General features: G+C 74.6%; 15 protein-coding genes. 6 read left to right on the plus strand and 9 right to left on the minus strand.

Translation table 11 applies throughout. The annotated features are described in order from the left end of the window. Positions 1-137 precede the first annotated feature (137 nt). Positions 138-1,562 (plus strand): serine hydrolase domain-containing protein, encoded by a 1,425-nt coding sequence (locus VE546_RS00215; protein WP_324916257.1) that lies wholly within the window; start codon positions 138-140, stop codon positions 1,560-1,562. A 72-nt stretch (positions 1,563-1,634) separates the two neighbouring features. On the opposite strand, the gene VE546_RS00220 is transcribed toward VE546_RS00215, so the two are convergent. Both VE546_RS00220 and VE546_RS00225 read right to left on the minus strand, forming a co-directional pair. Further along, positions 1,635-2,570 carry a GNAT family N-acetyltransferase gene (locus tag VE546_RS00220; protein WP_324916260.1) on the minus strand — a complete coding sequence of 312 codons (936 nt, stop codon included), beginning with the start codon at positions 2,568-2,570 and terminating at the stop codon, positions 1,635-1,637. Between the two features lie 6 nt (positions 2,571-2,576). Continuing rightward, positions 2,577-3,146 (minus strand): DUF2269 domain-containing protein, encoded by a 570-nt coding sequence (locus tag VE546_RS00225; protein ID WP_324916263.1) that lies wholly within the window; start codon positions 3,144-3,146, stop codon positions 2,577-2,579. Positions 3,147-3,762: 616 nt separating this feature from the next. Here VE546_RS00225 and VE546_RS00230 point away from each other — a divergent pair. Both VE546_RS00230 and VE546_RS00235 read left to right on the plus strand, forming a co-directional pair. After that, positions 3,763-5,130 carry a globin domain-containing protein gene (locus VE546_RS00230; RefSeq protein ID WP_324916266.1) on the plus strand — a complete coding sequence of 456 codons (1,368 nt, stop codon included), beginning with the start codon at positions 3,763-3,765 and terminating at the stop codon, positions 5,128-5,130. 240 nt (positions 5,131-5,370) lie between these two features. Next, complete coding sequence (locus tag VE546_RS00235; protein WP_324916311.1) at positions 5,371-6,234, plus strand: pyridoxamine 5'-phosphate oxidase family protein; 864 nt, start codon at positions 5,371-5,373, stop codon at positions 6,232-6,234. A gap of 46 nt (positions 6,235-6,280) precedes the next feature. On the opposite strand, the gene VE546_RS00240 is transcribed toward VE546_RS00235, so the two are convergent. The 6 genes from VE546_RS00240 to VE546_RS00265 all read right to left on the minus strand — a co-directional run bounded on the left by VE546_RS00240 (position 6,281) and on the right by VE546_RS00265 (position 11,277). Next, positions 6,281-6,790 carry an NUDIX hydrolase gene (locus tag VE546_RS00240; RefSeq protein ID WP_324916269.1) on the minus strand — a complete coding sequence of 170 codons (510 nt, stop codon included), beginning with the start codon at positions 6,788-6,790 and terminating at the stop codon, positions 6,281-6,283. A 73-nt stretch (positions 6,791-6,863) separates the two neighbouring features. Continuing rightward, a complete protein-coding gene (locus tag VE546_RS00245; RefSeq protein ID WP_324916272.1) occupies positions 6,864-7,772 on the minus strand; it encodes a LysR family transcriptional regulator in 909 nt (302 codons plus the stop codon). A 322-nt stretch (positions 7,773-8,094) separates the two neighbouring features. After that, positions 8,095-9,222 (minus strand): cystathionine gamma-lyase, encoded by a 1,128-nt coding sequence (locus VE546_RS00250; RefSeq protein ID WP_324916276.1) that lies wholly within the window; start codon positions 9,220-9,222, stop codon positions 8,095-8,097. 74 nt (positions 9,223-9,296) lie between these two features. Further along, positions 9,297-10,220, minus strand: a complete 924-nt coding sequence (locus VE546_RS00255; RefSeq protein ID WP_324916279.1) for a fructosamine kinase family protein — start codon at positions 10,218-10,220, stop codon at positions 9,297-9,299. Next, a complete protein-coding gene (locus VE546_RS00260; RefSeq protein ID WP_324916283.1) occupies positions 10,217-10,810 on the minus strand; it encodes a low molecular weight protein-tyrosine-phosphatase in 594 nt (197 codons plus the stop codon). Before VE546_RS00260 ends, VE546_RS00255 begins: the two co-directional genes overlap by 4 nt. Before the next feature lie 89 nt (positions 10,811-10,899). Further along, complete coding sequence (locus VE546_RS00265; RefSeq protein WP_324916286.1) at positions 10,900-11,277, minus strand: phage holin family protein; 378 nt, start codon at positions 11,275-11,277, stop codon at positions 10,900-10,902. 57 nt (positions 11,278-11,334) lie between these two features. Here VE546_RS00265 and VE546_RS00270 point away from each other — a divergent pair, with 57 nt between their 5' ends. Further along, positions 11,335-11,652: a cupin domain-containing protein gene (locus VE546_RS00270; protein ID WP_324916289.1), complete on the plus strand. Its 318-nt coding sequence runs from the start codon at positions 11,335-11,337 to the stop codon at positions 11,650-11,652. Between the two features lie 203 nt (positions 11,653-11,855). Continuing rightward, complete coding sequence (locus VE546_RS00275; protein ID WP_324916292.1) at positions 11,856-12,062, plus strand: DUF5326 family protein; 207 nt, start codon at positions 11,856-11,858, stop codon at positions 12,060-12,062. A 40-nt stretch (positions 12,063-12,102) separates the two neighbouring features. Here VE546_RS00275 and VE546_RS00280 read toward each other — a convergent pair whose 3' ends face one another. Next, positions 12,103-13,539: a YibE/F family protein gene (locus tag VE546_RS00280; protein ID WP_414720364.1), complete on the minus strand. Its 1,437-nt coding sequence runs from the start codon at positions 13,537-13,539 to the stop codon at positions 12,103-12,105. A gap of 202 nt (positions 13,540-13,741) precedes the next feature. On the opposite strand from VE546_RS00280, the gene thiC reads away from it, so the two are divergent. After that, on the plus strand, positions 13,742-15,556 hold the full coding sequence (thiC, locus tag VE546_RS00285; protein ID WP_324916295.1) for a phosphomethylpyrimidine synthase ThiC: 1,815 nt from the start codon (positions 13,742-13,744) through the stop codon (positions 15,554-15,556). The last annotated feature ends 19 nt before the right edge of the window (positions 15,557-15,575 follow it).

Genomic DNA, 15,575 nt, shown 5'->3' on the forward strand with positions numbered 1-15,575 from the left:
TCACCCCAATGGCCCCGCCCCCACCAGGAGAACGACGCGAAACGTGTGAAGACACGATCGAATGGCGTGAAACCATGCGAAAAGCGCCCTGTGGAAAACGCTGGCGCCCGGGCCCGGGGACGGGTAGGAGTGGGCGCATGATCGATCCCAGTGAAGACACCGGCGCGGAGTTCGCGGAGCTGCTGCCCGCGACCCGCCGCGCACTCCTCCACAGGCTGGCCGTCGCCCAGGCCGGGGCACGGGTGCCCTCGGTGGCCGGGGCCGTGGTGCGGGACGGACGGGCCGTGTGGACGGGGGTGCGCGGGGAGGTGGACGGCGGGCCGCCGACCGCGGACACCCAGTACCGCATCGGGTCGATCACCAAGACCTTCGTCGCCGTGCTGGTGATGCGGCTGCGCGACGAGGGGCTGCTCGACCTGGCCGACCCGCTCGGCAGGCACCTCGACGTGTCCGGCGCGCCCGGTGAGGCGGAGGCGGCCGGCATGACGGTCGCCCAGTTGCTCGCCCACTCCTCCGGTCTGGCCGCCGAGCCGCGCGGCCCGTGGTGGGAGCGGACGCCCGGCGCCCTCCGGCCCGGTCTGGAGGACCTCTTCGGCGAGCGGCCCCGGCGGCACCCCGCCGGACGGCGGCACCACTACTCCAACCTCGGCTACGCGCTCCTGGGCGCCCTCGTGGAACGGCTGCGCGGCGCCCCCTGGAGCGACGTGCTCCGCGAGGAGGTGCTGGAACCGCTGGGCATGCGCCGTACGACGCCGCTGCCCGAGGAGCCGTACGCCCGGGGGTGGGCCGTGCACCCGTGGGCGGACGCGGTGCAGCCCGAACCGCTCGCCGACACCGGGGGGATGGCGCCCGCCGGGCAACTGTGGTCCACGGCCGGGGACCTGTGCCGGTACGCGGCGTTCCTGGCCGCGGGCGACGACCGGGTGCTCGGCGCGGAGAGCCTGGCCGAGATGCGGGCCCCGGCGGTGGCGCCGGAGGCGGCGTCCTGGGACCAGGCGTACGGGCTGGGGCTGCAACTGGTGCGGTCCGGCGGGCGGTTGCTGGCCGGGCACACCGGCTCCATGCCGGGCTTCCTGGCCGCCCTGTGGACGGCACCGGAGGAACGGCTGGCGAGCGTGGTGCTGGTCAATGCGACCTCCGGGCTGCCGGTGGGCGGTCTGGCCGCCGAGCTGCTGGGCACCGTGGCCGAGCGCGAGCCGTCCTTCCCCGAGCCCTGGCGCCCGCGGTCCGAGGCCGACCCGGAGCTGCTGGCGCTGACCGGCGCCTGGTACTGGGGCCCGGCGCCGTTCGTGCTGCGGCTGCGCGAGGGGCGGACGCTGGAACTGGGCCCGGTCGGCGGCGCGGGCCGGGCCTCCCGCTTCCGGCCGGAACCGGACGGCACCTGGACCGGCCTGGACGGCTACTACGCGGGCGAGACGCTGCGCGTGGTGCGCCGGGCGGACGGGACGGCCGACCACCTCGACCTGGGCACCTTCGTCTTCACCCGCCTCCCGTACGACCCGGACGCCCCCGTGCCGGGCGGGGTGGACCCCGGGGGCTGGCGCGCGGACCGGGCGGACTGACGGGCACTGACGAGCACTGACGGGCCGCGTCCCGGCCTCCGGCCCCTGGCCTCCGGCCCCCGGGTCCGGGGCTCAGCCCAGCGCCACCGAGTACGGCGCGAAGCGGCGGCCGATGTCGCCGGGGATGTCCGGGGCGCCGTGGACCATCAGGGTGTTGGTGGTGTCGCCGGTCAGGCCGTGGGCGCGCAGCCAGTCCGTCAGCCCACGGTGCCGGGTGTCGGCGTCGTAGCGGACCGGGCCGTCGGTGCGGGAGGCCAGTTCGGCGATCAGGGCCCGGGCGGTCGTCTCGTCCTCGGCGACGACCGGGCCGAGCACGGTGGTGCCCTCGTTCGGCCAGGCGGCGGCGAAGCCCGTGATCCCCGTGCCGGACGCGGCGGCGGCGACGACGAAATGGTCGGCGAAGGACGGCAGCCGGGCGAGGAGGTGGGTGCGGTCGGCGCCGAAGACCGGTGCGTCCAGCGCGAGGACGGCCGGCAGGTCGGCGGCGGTGGCGTCGCGCACGGGGACGCCGGCCGTGCGGCCGTCCGCGCCGTCGCGGGCGAAGCGGCCGGTGAGCATGGTGGTGGTGCCGACGGGGACGAAGCCCAGCTCCTCGTAGAGCGGCCGGCCGAAGTCCGTCGCGGTCAGGAACACGGCCGCGCTTCCGGACTCCGCCAGCGCGTGCCGCATCAGACGGCGGCCCAGGCCCCGGCGGGCGTGGCGTCCGGCCACCAGCACCATGCTGACGCAGGTGTAGGCGGTCCGGTCCGGGCTCCCGGCCGGGGGGCCGTACGAGGTGAGGACGAAGGCGCCGATCAGGCCGCCACGGGGGTGCCTCCCGGGTCCGGGGGACCCCGGGGGAGGGTCGTCGGCCGGGGCGTCGATGCCGTAGCCCTGCCCGGCGGTGAGCAGCAGCCGCCACTTGTGCTCCTCGCGCGTCCAGCCGCGGTCGGCGGCGAGGGCGAGGCAGGCGGGCAGGTCGGCGAGGGTGAGGCGGCGGACGGGCGGTGGGGCGGGGGAGGACGTCACGGATGCTCAGCCTGTCCGAGCGGGCGCCGGGGCGTCCACCGGTTTACGTCCCCTCGCGCCTCCCGCGCGTCCCCCCGTGCGTTCCGCCGCGCGCGGCCGCCTGCCCCGGCGCGTGGGGCCCCACGGCTTGAGCACCGAGATCGCGGTGATGAACACGTAGGTGGTCAGCGCGACGGACGGCGGGACGAGGAGGTCGGCGGCGGCCACCGGACGTCCGGCCGCGGCCTCGGCCGCGGCGGCGCCGACCGTGGGGCGGAGCGAGAAGGCCGAGGCGGCGGTGGTGACGAGGGTCAGCCAGAACTTGGTGTACACCCAGCGGTGCCGGGCCAGGCCCCAGTGCGTGCCGAGGGAGAGCACCAGGCCGCTGCCCAGGGTGAGGAGGGCGACCGGGACGACCAGCCAGTCGGTGAAGACCGCCATGGCGCGGTAGGCGACCGCGTCGGTGCCGGCGGAGCCGCCGGCCGCGCCCGCCACGGCGAGCGCCAGCAGGCCGAGCGTGAGGCCGAGCCATCCGGCGGAGGCGGTGACGTGGACGACGAGGAGGGCCCGGCGGGCCGGGCGGGGAAGTCGGCGCATGTCTGCCACGGTCCCCGTTCGCGGCCCGCGGGGCGTCCGGCGGCGGAAGTATCTCCGCGTACTCGTCCGCGAGTACGCGAGTACGCGCGCACGCGGGCGCGGCGGGCCGGGATGCGGGAGCCGGTCGGCAAAAGGCGCGCCCGGGCCGGAGCCGTGAGGAACCATGAGGAAAGGGGCGGACGGGCGCCCCCTGCGGGATTTCCGCGTGCCGACCCGGAAAGTGAAGATCGCGCGCCGGAAGTGTGAGCGGTTCGGGTCGGCCGGCTTGCCGGGCGGCTGCCGGTGGGACACGGAACGGTGCGCCGACCGCAGCGTGCGCGACCGTTCCGCACCGGGAGGGGCCGGTGTTCCGGGGCCGGATCGCCCGGCCCACCGGCCCCTTCGGGCGCGGGCGGTGCGCCGTGCGCGGGGGGCCGGGACCGCCGGATGCGGATGCCGTCCGTTTCCGGCGCGTGACGGATGTCACGGAAATGCCGGAACGAGCCCGGGACTTGTGGATTGACGGCGCGCCGGTATGGTCGGGTCCACATCGCCGCTCACGCGCATCCGCGGCCGATGACACGGGGTCTCAATGCTGGTGCTTTCCGCCTTTGGAAGTGACCGGACCGATCGGAAGATGTTCGAGGCGAGACAGACCATGGCCACTACGTCGGCGGGCAACGGAACTCCCAGGGGCACGACCGGCGGGGCTTCCGCCGGGGACGACGGGGAGTGGAGCTGGTTCGCGCCGGCACCGGGGGACGAGCGCACCTCACCTCCGCCTCCGCCCCGCACCTCGTCCGCGCCCCCGCCCCGGCCCGCCGCCCCCGATCCGGAGACGCCGTTCGTCGCCAATCCCGACTACGGCAGGTTCGACCCGAGCCGCGACGCGGTGCTGATACGCCGCACCCTGGACGAGATAGAGCCGATATCCCAGACGGTCACCTCGTACTTCTACGCCCTGCTCTTCGTCCAGCACCCCCACCTGCGCGATCTCTTCCCCGCCGCGATGGACGCCCAGCGCGACCGGCTGTTCAAGGCGCTGCTCACCGCCGCCAGGCTCATCGACGACCGCCGCGTGCTGGTGGAGTACCTCTCCCACCTCGGCCGCGGACACCGCAAGTACGGCACCCGGCCCGAGCACTACCCCGCCGTCGGCGAGTGCCTGATCGCCGCGCTCACCCGCTACGCCACGCGGACCTGGAGCGAGGAGGCCGAGGCCGCCTGGGTGCGCGCCTACACCGGGATATCCCAGATCATGATCGATGCCGCGGCCGAGGACGAGCGGCGCGCCCCGGCCTGGTGGCACGCCGAGGTGGTCTCGCACGAGATGCGGACCTCCGACATCGCCGTCATCGCCGTGCGGCCCGACCAGCCCTATCCCTTCCGGGCCGGGCAGTACGCCGCCGTCGAGACCCCGTGGTGGCCGCGCGTGTGGCGGCACTACTCCATCGCCTGCGCCCCGCGCCCGGACGGGCTGCTCGTCTTCCACGTCAAGGCCGTGCCCGCGGGCTGGGTCTCCACCGCGCTCGTCCACCGTGCCCGGCTCGGCGACGTGCTGCGGCTGGGCGCGCCGGCCGGGTCGATGACGGTGGACCACACCTCCGGCAACGGGCTGCTCTGCCTGGGCGGCAGCACCGGCATCGCGCCCATCAAGGCGCTGGTCGAGGACGTCGCCGGGTACGGCCGTGCCCGCCCGGTGGAGGTGTTCTACGGCGCCCGCAGCAGTTACGACCTGTACGACCTGGACGCCCTGCTGGAGCTGGAGCGGCGGCACTCCTGGCTGTCGGTGCGTCCGGTGGTCTCCGAAGGCCCGTCGGACGGCATCACCGGCCGGCTCCCGGACGCCGTCCGCCGGTACGGCCCGTGGCACGGGTACGACGGCTACCTGTCCGGCCCGCCCGGAATGATCCGCAACGGGGTGGACGCGCTGGTGGGACTCGGCATCCCCGCCCACCGCATACGGCACGACTCGCTGGACGGGCTGGTCGGCTCGGGAAGCTGACGGCGGGGAGCGGGCGGGGACCGGGCACGGCAGGGAAGCGGAAGCGGCAGGAAGTTGGAACAGGACGTGAACCACCACGTGAACCAGGGCGTGGCTGTGACAGGAGCGGCTGAAGCGACTCCAGTGGCACCGGCAACCCCGGCGGCCGGTACGGGCCTGCCGCCGGCGGCAGGCCCGGCGGAGCACCAGCAGGCGTCCGCGTCCGCACCCGTACGGCCCGGCAGCGACGGCGAGCACGCGGTGCAGCGGCGGCTGGGCACCACCGAGCGCGCCAACCGCTTCTACGACGAGCAGATGCTCGACCACCTCAACGAGCGGATGCGGGAGTTCGTCGCGCAGCAGGAGATGTTCTTCCTGGCCACCGCCGACCGGCACGGCGAGTGCGACAACACCTTCCGCGCCGGACCGCCCGGCTTCCTCCACGTGATCGACGAGCGCACCCTGGTCTATCCCGAGTACCGCGGCAACGGCGTGCACGCCAGCCTGGGCAACATCCAGGAGAACCCGCACGTGGGCATCCTGCTGGTCGACTTCTTCCGTTCCCGGGTCGGCCTGCACGTCAACGGCCGTGCCGAGATCGTCGAGGACGCGGAGATCCGGGCCGCCCACCCGGAGCTGCCGGTCGATCCCGTGCCCGGGCGGCGGGCGCAGGTGTGGGTGCGGGTGACGGTGGAGGAGGCGTACATCCACTGCGCCAAGCACATTCCGCACCTGCAGAAGGCGCCCAAGGGGACGCCGCGCGACTGGGGCACCGACGACCAGCGGCGCAAGGGCGGCGACTTCTTCGGGGCGGCGCGCGACGCACGCGCCCGCGGGCCCGTGGAGCGTCCGCCGCGCGAGCACGTCCCCGCTCCCGCTCCCGTCCCCGTTCCCGTCGCCGGGGCCGGGGCCGGGGAACCGGCCCGGGAGGCACCGGCCGCACCGGTCGCGGCAGCACCGGCCGGGGCGGGGGGACCGGCCCGGCCGGAGCCGGTGCCCAGGGTGCCGGTGCCGGCCACCGGCGACCCGGCGGCCTGGCGCGACCATGTCGAACGGGTGCTGGCCAGGGCGCGCAGCCGCGGTTCGGAGGCCGAGGAGGCCCCCTTCCGGGGCTGGTTCGGCTGACCCCGCGCTCCTCCCCGTCCGCGATCAGTCCGCGACCGGCCCGCGATCAGCCCAGGTCCGGCGCCAGCAGGGCCCGTACGCCCTCGATGTTGGCGTCCAGGAAGGCGCGCAGGGAGGGAGGCACCACCCCCACCGAGGCGATGCCCGCGCGGGTGAAGGGCACGCGGACGACCTCGTACTCGCCGCGCGGTTCGTCCACCTCCGGCCCGTGGCGGCGCGCGAGGTCCATGTCGGACAGCCGGCAGACGAAGAAGTGCTGCACCTTCACCCCCGGCGTGCCGCCCGGCACGGCGGGCTCCGGGTCCTCGGCGGGGTCGTAGGGGACGGTGTCGACGAAGGCCGGGACCACGCCGGTCACCTTCGCCCCCAGCTCCTCGTCCAGTTCGCGGTGGAGCGCCTCGACGACGGTCGCGTCACCGGGCTCCACGCCGCCGCCCGGGGTGATCCAGTACGGGTCCAGGCCGGGCTTGGTGCGCTTGATCAGGATCAGCTCGTCGTCGTCGAGCAGGATGGCCCGGGCGGTGCGTTTGACCACGGGGCGTGCGTCGGCGGTCATGGGGAAGGTCTGGCCCGGTGCCGGGACCGCGAAACCTCGCGGAGAGCGCACGCCTCCGGCCGGCCCGCCGGGGTCACCAGTGGGAGGCCGCCCGCAGCAGGCACTCGTACGCCCGCGCGATGTGCGGCTGCGCCAGCGTCCCGGTGCGCACGGCGAGGAAGTAGGTGCGCAGCGGCGGCACCGGGGGGTCCACCAGGGTGACCAGGGCGCCGGAGTCCAGCGCCTCCCGGCACAGGTAGCGCGGCAGCACGGCCAGCCCGGCGCCCGCGACGACGCACTCCAGCACCGCCCGCAGGTCGGGCACGACGACGGCGCCGGAGCGCGGTACGGGCGCGCCGTCGAAGACGGTGGCCCAGTAGCGGGTCAGCAGCGGCAGGCTCTCGTGGACGCACAGCACGGGCACGCCCTCCAGCGCGTCCGCGCCCTTGGCCCGGACCACGGCCGGCCCGCCGGTCCGGGCGGCCCAGCGCGGGGCGGCGACCAGGACCTCCTCCTCGTCGCACAGCGGGGTGGAGGAGAGCGAGGCCAGCAGCGGACCGCGCGGACGGGAGGCGACGACGGCCAGGTCGTGGTGGCCGGCGGCCAGCGCCTTGAGGCTCTCCCCGGTGAAGCCGAACGAGGCGCGGACGTCCAGCCCCTCGCGGACCAGCGGGACGAGGGCGGGCACGGCCCGCAGGGAGGTGAACTCCGGCGGCCCGACGAGGTGGAGGGTGCGGGCCGGAGCGGAGCCGTCCAGTCCGCTCTCGGTGATCTCCTCCAGGGCGTCCAGGTGCGGGGCGGTCCGGTGGGCCAGCTCGTCGCTGACGCCGGTGGGGGTGACCCCGCGGGCGCCGCGCAGGAACAGCGGGCGGCCCACCTGCCGTTCGAGGGCGCGGATCTGCCCGGTGACGGCCGGCTGGGAGAGTCCGAGCAGCGCGGCGGCCTGGGTGAACGAACCGGCCCGGTACACGGCGAGGAACGTGCGCAGCAGGTCCAGGTCCATCTCCCCTCCGTCCGCGGATCGCCTCCCGGTGCGGCCGAGGCACCGTGCGGTCACTTTGACGGCACGGGCCGTGACGGAACGATAAGAACACCGATGGGTGGGTGTCGATAGGGTGATTGGACAATGACGCTCAGTCAACTAGCCTTGACCTTGCGCTGTCCACGCGCGTCGCACGGGGCGGCTTGAAGCAAGAGGGGGGAGCTTCAAGCCGCCCGTGCCGTCCGGCCCGGACGGCACGGCGCCCTTCCGCTTCTCCCGGCTCTCCGGTTCTCTCCGCTTCTTCAGGGTTCTTCCGGTTTCTTCCCGGTTCCTCCCCGGTACGTCAGCCGCGCCCGGCGCTGTCCAGCGCCGCCCGGATGTCGGCGACGAGGTCGGCCGGGTCCTCCACGCCCACCGACAGCCGTACGAAGCCCTCCGGCACCGCGTCCCCGCCCCACCGGCCGCGCCGCTCGGCCGTGGAGCGCACCCCGCCGAAGCTCGTCGCCTCGCCCACCAGCCGCAACGCCCCCAGGAAGCGCTCGGCGAAGGCGCGGTCGGGCAGCGTGAAGGAGACCACGCAGCCGAAGCGCCGCATCTGCCGCACCGCCACGGCGTGCGCCGGGTCGTCCGGCAGCCCCGGGTGCCGTACGTCGCTCACCTCGTCGCGCTCGCGCAGCGCCCGGGCGACGGCGAGCGCGCCCTCGGCCTGGCGGGCGGTCCGCAGCTCCAGCGTGGCCAGCGAGCGGTGCGCCAGCCAGGCCTCCACCGGGCCCGGGATCGCCCCGACCGTCTTGCGCCACAGCCGCACCGAGGCTGTCAACTCCGGGTCCCGGCAGGTCACATAGCCCAGCAGGACGTCGCCGTGGCCGGTCAGCGCCTTGGTGCCGCTGGCCACCACGTAGTCGGCGCCCAGCTCCAGCGGGCGCTGGCCCAGCGGGGTGGCCAGGGTGTTGTCCACGGCGACCAGCGCGCCGCGCTCGTGGGCGGCGTCGGCCAGGCGGCGGATGTCGCACACGTCCAGGCCCGGGTTGGAGGGCGACTCGATCCACAGCAGCGTCGCGCCGTCCAGTGCCGCCAGTTGCGCGTCGCCGCCGGTGGGGGCGGTACGGACCGCCACCCCGTAGCCCTGGAGCCGCTCGCGCATCGGGATCAGCAGGTTGTAGCCGTCCGACGGCAGCACCACCACGTCGCCGGGCTTCGTCCGCGACAGCAGCACCGCCGAGATCGCCCCCATGCCGGAGGAGAAGACGGTGGTCCGCGCCGCCTCGTCGCCCGGGGCCTCCAGCTCGCTGATGGCGCGCTCCAGGGCGGTCCAGGTGGGGTTGCCGTCGCGGCCGTAGGCGTACGGGGCTCCGGCCGGGTCGCCGGGCAGGTGGAAGTGCGCGGCGAGGACCGGGCCCGGCAGCGGCGGCGCGTACGGCTCCTCCTCGGGCAGCCCGGCCCGTACCACCCGCGTCCCGTCGCCCGTCATGTGCCGCTCCCCGCGCTCGTCGCCCGCTGTGCCCTTGTGCCCTGTGCCCTGCGCTCCGAGCCTACGGGTGCCGCTCAGCCCAGCGCGGCCCGGGCCGCGGCCCCGCACCGTCCGCCGTAGCCGGAGCCGAACAGGACGGCGTGCACCAGCAGGTACTGGAGCTGGTGGAGCGGGAGGCGTTCGCGGCGTCCGGGAACGGGCCGCACCTCCTGGTACGCGGCCAGCAGCCGGTCCAGGTGCGGGCAGCCGAACAGCTCCAGCATGGCCAGGTCGGCCTCGGGGTGGCCGCCCTGCACGGCCGGGTCGATCAGGCGGGCGCGGCCGTCGGCGGCCCACAGGACGTTGCCCGACCACAGGTCGCCGTGGACGACGGCGGGCGGCTGCGGCGGACCGGAGACGCCCGTGCCGTCCGCGGGATCGGCGCACAGCTCCTCGCACAGCCGCTCCACGTCACGGGCGTCCGGCGCGCCGATCCCGCCGCCGTCGACGGCCTGCCGCAGCAGGGGCAGCAGCCGGTGCTCGGCGTGGAAGGCGGGCCAGTCCTCCGGGCCGGAGGGCGGCTCGGCGGGCGAGGGCAGGGGGACCGAGCCCAGGTAGGCGGGGCGGCCGGGGTCGGGGTTGCCCCAGGCGCGGGCCGGCGAGGCGTGGAGGGCGGCCAGGTCGCGGCCGAGCCGTTCGGCCTGCGCGGCGTCCGCCCGTCCCGGCTCGACCCACTCCAGCACCAGCACGTCCGGTTCGGCGGCCAGGACGCGGGGCACGGCCACCGCCCCGGTGGAGGCCAGCAGTTCCAGGCCGGCGGCCTCGGCGGCGAAGAAGCCCTCGGGGGCGGGGTCGAGGGTCTTGGCGAAGACGGTGCGGGGCCCGTCGCCGTCCGACAGCGTGATCCGGTACGCGTCGCAGATGCTGCCCCCGCCCACCGGGCGCACCCCGCCGGCCGCGGCGCCGGTCAGCGCGGCCACCCGGCCGGCCACGGGCGCGCCGTCCGCCGGCCCGCTCACCGCCGCGCCACCCCGTCGGAGACCACGCCGGACTCCCCGTCGGCCGTCACGGCCGCCCGCACCTCCGCCAGCAGCCCCGGTACGGCCTCCTCCACCAGGGCCAGGCACTCCTCGAAGCCCTCCATGCCGCCGTAGTACGGGTCGGGCACGTCGAGGTCGCAGCCGTCGGCGTCGGCGCCGGGCGCGTACGAGCGCAGCAGGCGGATCTTCGCCGCGTCCTCCGCGCCGGGAGCCATCGCGCGCAGCTCCCGCAGGTGACCCTCGTCCAGGGCGATCACCAGGTCCAGCCGTTCGAACCAGTCGGGCCGGAACTGCCGGGCGACGTGCTCCTGGGCGTACCCGGCCGCCGTCAGCACGGCGACCGTGCGCTCGTCGGCGCCGTCGCCCACGTGCCAGCCGCCGGTCCCCGCGCTGCTCACCTCCACCAGCTCCGCCAGTCCGGCCTCCTCCACCCGGGCGCGGAAGACGGCCTCGGCCATGGGGGAGCGGCAGATGTTGCCGGTGCAGACGAAGCAGACGCGGTACGGCGTACGGGCGCCGGCGGTGCCGGCACCGGGAAGCCCGGAGGTCTTGGACGTGCGAGTGCGCATGCCCCCCATCATCGGCGACGCGCCGGTGCCCCGTCCGTCCCGTCCGGGTTCCGGTCTGGTTCCGCCCGCGTTCCGTCCGGGGCCGGCGGTCAGTCGCCGTCGGGCAGCAGCATGTTCACCGCCCACGACACGATGGAGATCACCAGGCCGCCCAGCACGGCCGTCCAGAAGCCCTCCACGTGGAAGGACAGGTCGGCCAGGCCGGCCAGCCAGGAGGTGAGCAGCAGCATCAGCGCGTTGATCACCAGGGTGAACAGGCCGAGGGTGAGGATCAGCACGGGGAAGGAGAGCAGCTTCGCGATCGGCTTGACCACGACGTTGACGAGGCCGAAGATCAGCGCGACGAGGACCAGCGTGAGCACCCTGTTGCCCGTGTCGCCGCCGGAGAGTGTGATGTCGTCCAGCAGCCACACGGCGACCGCCAGGGCCACGGCGTTGGCGATCGTCTTGACGAGAAAGGTCACCATGGCCGAGATCGTCCCAGAAGCGGACGCGGCCGCCTACCGGATGAGGGGCTGGCACCGATGAAGGTGTTCCGACTGGAGGAACTGGAGGCGGAACGGGCCGCCAACGACGGCGCATACCTGCAGTTCCTGCGCGAGCGGAACATGTCCGTCGGCCTGTACGCCCTGGACCGGGGTCAGCTCGACCCGCAGCAACCGCACCGCCAGGACGAGGTGTACTTCGTCGTCAGCGGCCGGGCCCTGATCACCGTCGGGGACGAGACCACGCCCGTGGCGCGCGGCAGCGTGGTCTACGTGCCGGCCGGGGTGCCGCACAAGTTCCACCACATCTCCGAGGACCTGCGGGTGATGGTGGTCTTCTCTCCCCCGGAGAGCTGACGGCGCACCTCGGGGTTCCGTAGGGGGCGGGTCAGGGAAGGACCCGGGCCGGAGCGCCTCCCACCGCCGGACGCGCCCGCCTAGCATCGTAGGCGGGCAGGGGACCGCGGCGCACCGGCCGCGAACCCGGCCACCGGGGGACGCACGGCACACACGGCACACCACACCGGGCACACCGGAGACGAAGGAAGCGGGTAACGGGCATGGGCGTCAAGGGGACCCTCGCGGCACTGCCGTGGTGGGTGAAGTGGATCGCGGTTCCGCTCATCGCGCTCTTCGTCTTCGGCGGCCTGATCGCCAGCGTCGTCGGCTTCATCCTGGGCCTGCTGTTCAAGGTGCTGCTCTTCGCCGCGCTGGTCGGCGGCCTGATCTACGTCGTGCGGAAGTTCACCTCGTCGTCCGGCGTCTGACGGCGCCCGGCAGCGTCTGACGGCGTCCGGCGGACGCCCCTCAGCGCGGTGCCCGCCGCCGTCCGCGGGCCCGGCCCCGCGCCCGGACCTGCCGGTCGTCCGGGGCCGCCGGGCCCGGCCGGTTCCCCCGGTCGGCGACGGCCACCAGCGCCGCCAGCGCCGTCGTCACCGGCACCGAGGCGACCAGGCCGATCGAGCCGACCAGCGTCCGCAGGATCTCCTCGGCCACCACCTCGCTGGTGGCCACCGAACCCATCCCGTTCGGCGCCACGGAGAACAGCAGCAGCAGCGGCAGCGCGGCGCCCGCGTACGCCAGCACCAGCGTGTTGACCACCGACGCGATGTGGTCGCGCCCGATGCGCATCGCCGCGCCGTAGAGCGTGCGCCAGCCCGCCCGCGGGTCGGCCTGCCGCAGCTCCCACACCGCCGAGGTCTGCGTCACCGTCACGTCGTCCAGCACGCCCAGCGAGCCGATCAGCACCCCGGCCAACAGCAGGCCGCGGATCTCGATGTCCGGGTAGAGGGTGTGCACCAGCCCGGTCTGGTCGTCGGTGTTGCCCGTCAGCTCCGCCCAGCCGATGAACGCCGAGCCCAGCAGCCCGATCAGCAGCAGCGAGACCAGTGTGCCCAGGACGGCGACGGAGGTGCGGGCGTTGACGCCGTGGCACAGGTACAGCGTCGCCAGCATGATCGCGCTGCCCCCGACCACCGCGACGGCCAGCGGGTGGGAGCCCTGGAGGACGGCGGGCAGGATGAACAGCGTCAGCACCGCGAAGCTGATCGCCAGCCCGACCAGCGCCAGCAGCCCGCGCAGCCGTCCGACGACCACCACCGCCAGCGCGAAGACGGCGGCCAGCAGCACCATGGGGACGGTGCGCCGCACGTCCACCACGCTGTACTGCAACTCGCGCGGGGCCTGGGGCGCGTACGCCACCACCACCTCCTGGCCGGGCGTCAGCCGGCGGGTGGCGTCCGGGGTGATGATCTCCGGGAACGTGCGGCCCGCGTCCTTGCCCTCGGTGACCTCCACGGTCGCCCTCAGACACGTGCCGCCCGCGGGCCGGCCCTCCGGCGGGGCGGTGCCGGCCGCGCCCGGCCCACCGCCGCCGGGCGGCTGCTGGGCGGCGCCCACGTCCTGGCAGTTCACCTCCTCCACCGCGGTGACCCGCGCACCGAACGTCTGCCGGTCGTAGCCGAGGCCGCTCTGCCCGTCCTCCCCCTCGGGCGTGCCCCCGGGCCACAGCACCACCAGCCCGGCCAGCACCGCCACGGCGAACGGCACCAGCACGGCCGCGATGACCTTGCGCAGCCGCGCCGAGACGGGGGCGACGGGCCCGTGGTGGTGGCCGTGCGCATGCGCGTGCCCGGGCCCGGAGGCGTGTCCGGGCGCGTGGTCGGGCCCGGGGGTTTCCCCGGGCCCGGGCGGCTGGCCGGGGATCGACGGACGGTGGGTCGGCGGCTGAGGAGTGGAGTCCACGCCCCGATCATCCCAGGGCGCGCCACGGGCCACCCTGGCGCGGGGCGGGGGTCAGCCGTTAGCGTGGGGGCGCTTTTGCACACCGCGGGAGCTCCGAGCACGGGGCTGAGAGGACGCTGACCTCCGTGGGAAGGCCACGGGGACCGCTGCGTCGACCGCCGAACCTGTTACCGGGTAATGCCGGCGTAGGGAGTTGGGTCTCATGACCACGCAGGATGCACGCACGCCCGAAAACGCTGCCGAGAACGCCGCCGAGAACGCCGCCGACCGGCGCCGGATCGGCTGGCACAAGGGCTATCTGAGCGGACCGCGCCCCGACATCCGGGTGCCCGTCCGCCGGGTGCACCTCACCGACGGCAGGGACGTGACGCTGTACGACACGTCCGGGCCGTACACCGATCCGACCGTCGAAACCGACGTCCGCCGCGGCCTCCCCCCGCTGCGGGAGAAGTGGATCATCGCCAGGGGGGACACCGAGGAGTACCCGGGCCGCGAGGTGCGGCCCGAGGACGACGGCATCAGGCACACCTCGCCGCGCGGCGGCCTGCGCAACCTCGACGCCGTCTTCCCCGGCCGCCCGCGCCTGCCGCGCCGGGGCCGCGGCGGCACCACGTCCGTCACGCAGCTCGCGTACGCCCGGCGGGGCGAGATCACCCCCGAGATGGAGTTCGTGGCCGTCCGCGAGGGCTGTTCGCCGGAGTTCGTCCGCGACGAGATCGCCGCGGGCCGCGCCGTCCTCCCGGCGAACGTCAACCACCCGGAGACCGAGCCGATGATCATCGGCAAGAACTTCCTGGTGAAGGTCAACGCCAACATCGGCAACTCCGCCGTCACCTCCTCCATCGAGGAGGAGGTGGAGAAGATGACCTGGGCGACCCGCTGGGGCGCCGACACCGTGATGGACCTCTCCACGGGCCGCAACATCCACACCACCCGCGAGTGGGTGCTGCGCAACTCCCCGGTCCCCATCGGCACCGTCCCCCTCTACCAGGCGCTGGAGAAGGTCGGCGGCAAGGCCGAGGAACTGACCTGGGACATCTACCGGGACACCGTCATCGAGCAGTGCGAACAGGGCGTGGACTACATGACCGTCCACGCCGGCGTCCTGCTGCGCTACGTCCCGCTGACCGCCCGCCGCAAGACGGGCATCGTCTCGCGCGGCGGCTCGATCATGGCGGCCTGGTGCCTGGCCCACCACAAGGAGAACTTCCTCTACACCCACTTCGAGGAACTCTGCGAGATCCTGCGCGCCTACGACGTCACCTTCTCCCTCGGCGACGGACTGCGGCCGGGCTCGATCGCGGACGCCAACGACGAGGCGCAGTTCGCCGAACTGCGCACGCTGGGCGAGCTGAACCGCATCGCCAAGTCCCACGACGTCCAGACGATGATCGAGGGCCCGGGCCACGTCCCGATGCACAAGATCAAGGAGAACGTCGACCTCCAGCAGGAGATCTGCGAGGAGGCCCCCTTCTACACCCTCGGCCCCCTCACCACCGACATCGCGCCCGGCTACGACCACATCACCTCCGGGATCGGCGCCGCGATGATCGCCTGGTGGGGCACGGCGATGCTCTGCTACGTCACGCCGAAGGAGCACCTGGGCCTGCCGGACCGCGACGACGTCAAGACGGGCGTCATCACCTACAAGATCGCGGCCCACGCCGCCGACCTGGCCAAGGGCCACCCCCGCGCCCAGGAGTGGGACGACGCCCTGTCGGACGCCCGCTTCGAGTTCCGCTGGGAGGACCAGTTCAACCTGGCCCTCGACCCGGACACGGCCCGCGCCTTCCACGACGAGACGCTCCCGGCCGAACCGGCGAAGACGGCGCACTTCTGCTCGATGTGCGGCCCGAAGTTCTGCTCGATGAAGATCAGCAGGACCATCATGGAGGACTACGGCGACTCCATGGAGCCGGTCGGCGACGAGGAGCGCGAGGCCCTCGCCGGCATGGAGCAGAAGTCCAGGGAGTTCGCGGAGGCGGGCAACCGCGTCTACCTCCCGATCGCCGACTGACCCGGCTGCCTGCCGTGCA

The organism is Streptomyces sp., assembly GCF_035644915.1.
Classification (GTDB): Bacteria; Actinomycetota; Actinomycetes; order Streptomycetales; family Streptomycetaceae; genus Streptomyces.

Coding starts and splice junctions, on each gene's coding strand:
- VE546_RS00215 (WP_324916257.1), top strand. CDS start 138: ATGATCGATCCCAGTGAAGACACCGGCGCGGAGTTCGCGGAGCTGCTG.
- VE546_RS00225 (WP_324916263.1), bottom strand. CDS start 3,146: ATGCGCCGACTTCCCCGCCCGGCCCGCCGGGCCCTCCTCGTCGTCCAC.
- VE546_RS00230 (WP_324916266.1), top strand. CDS start 3,763: ATGTTCGAGGCGAGACAGACCATGGCCACTACGTCGGCGGGCAACGGA.
- VE546_RS00240 (WP_324916269.1), bottom strand. CDS start 6,790: ATGACCGCCGACGCACGCCCCGTGGTCAAACGCACCGCCCGGGCCATC.
- VE546_RS00245 (WP_324916272.1), bottom strand. CDS start 7,772: ATGGACCTGGACCTGCTGCGCACGTTCCTCGCCGTGTACCGGGCCGGT.
- VE546_RS00250 (WP_324916276.1), bottom strand. CDS start 9,222: ATGACGGGCGACGGGACGCGGGTGGTACGGGCCGGGCTGCCCGAGGAG.
- VE546_RS00260 (WP_324916283.1), bottom strand. CDS start 10,810: ATGCGCACTCGCACGTCCAAGACCTCCGGGCTTCCCGGTGCCGGCACC.
- VE546_RS00265 (WP_324916286.1), bottom strand. CDS start 11,277: ATGGTGACCTTTCTCGTCAAGACGATCGCCAACGCCGTGGCCCTGGCG.
- VE546_RS00270 (WP_324916289.1), top strand. CDS start 11,335: ATGAAGGTGTTCCGACTGGAGGAACTGGAGGCGGAACGGGCCGCCAAC.
- VE546_RS00275 (WP_324916292.1), top strand. CDS start 11,856: ATGGGCGTCAAGGGGACCCTCGCGGCACTGCCGTGGTGGGTGAAGTGG.
- thiC (WP_324916295.1), top strand. CDS start 13,742: ATGACCACGCAGGATGCACGCACGCCCGAAAACGCTGCCGAGAACGCC.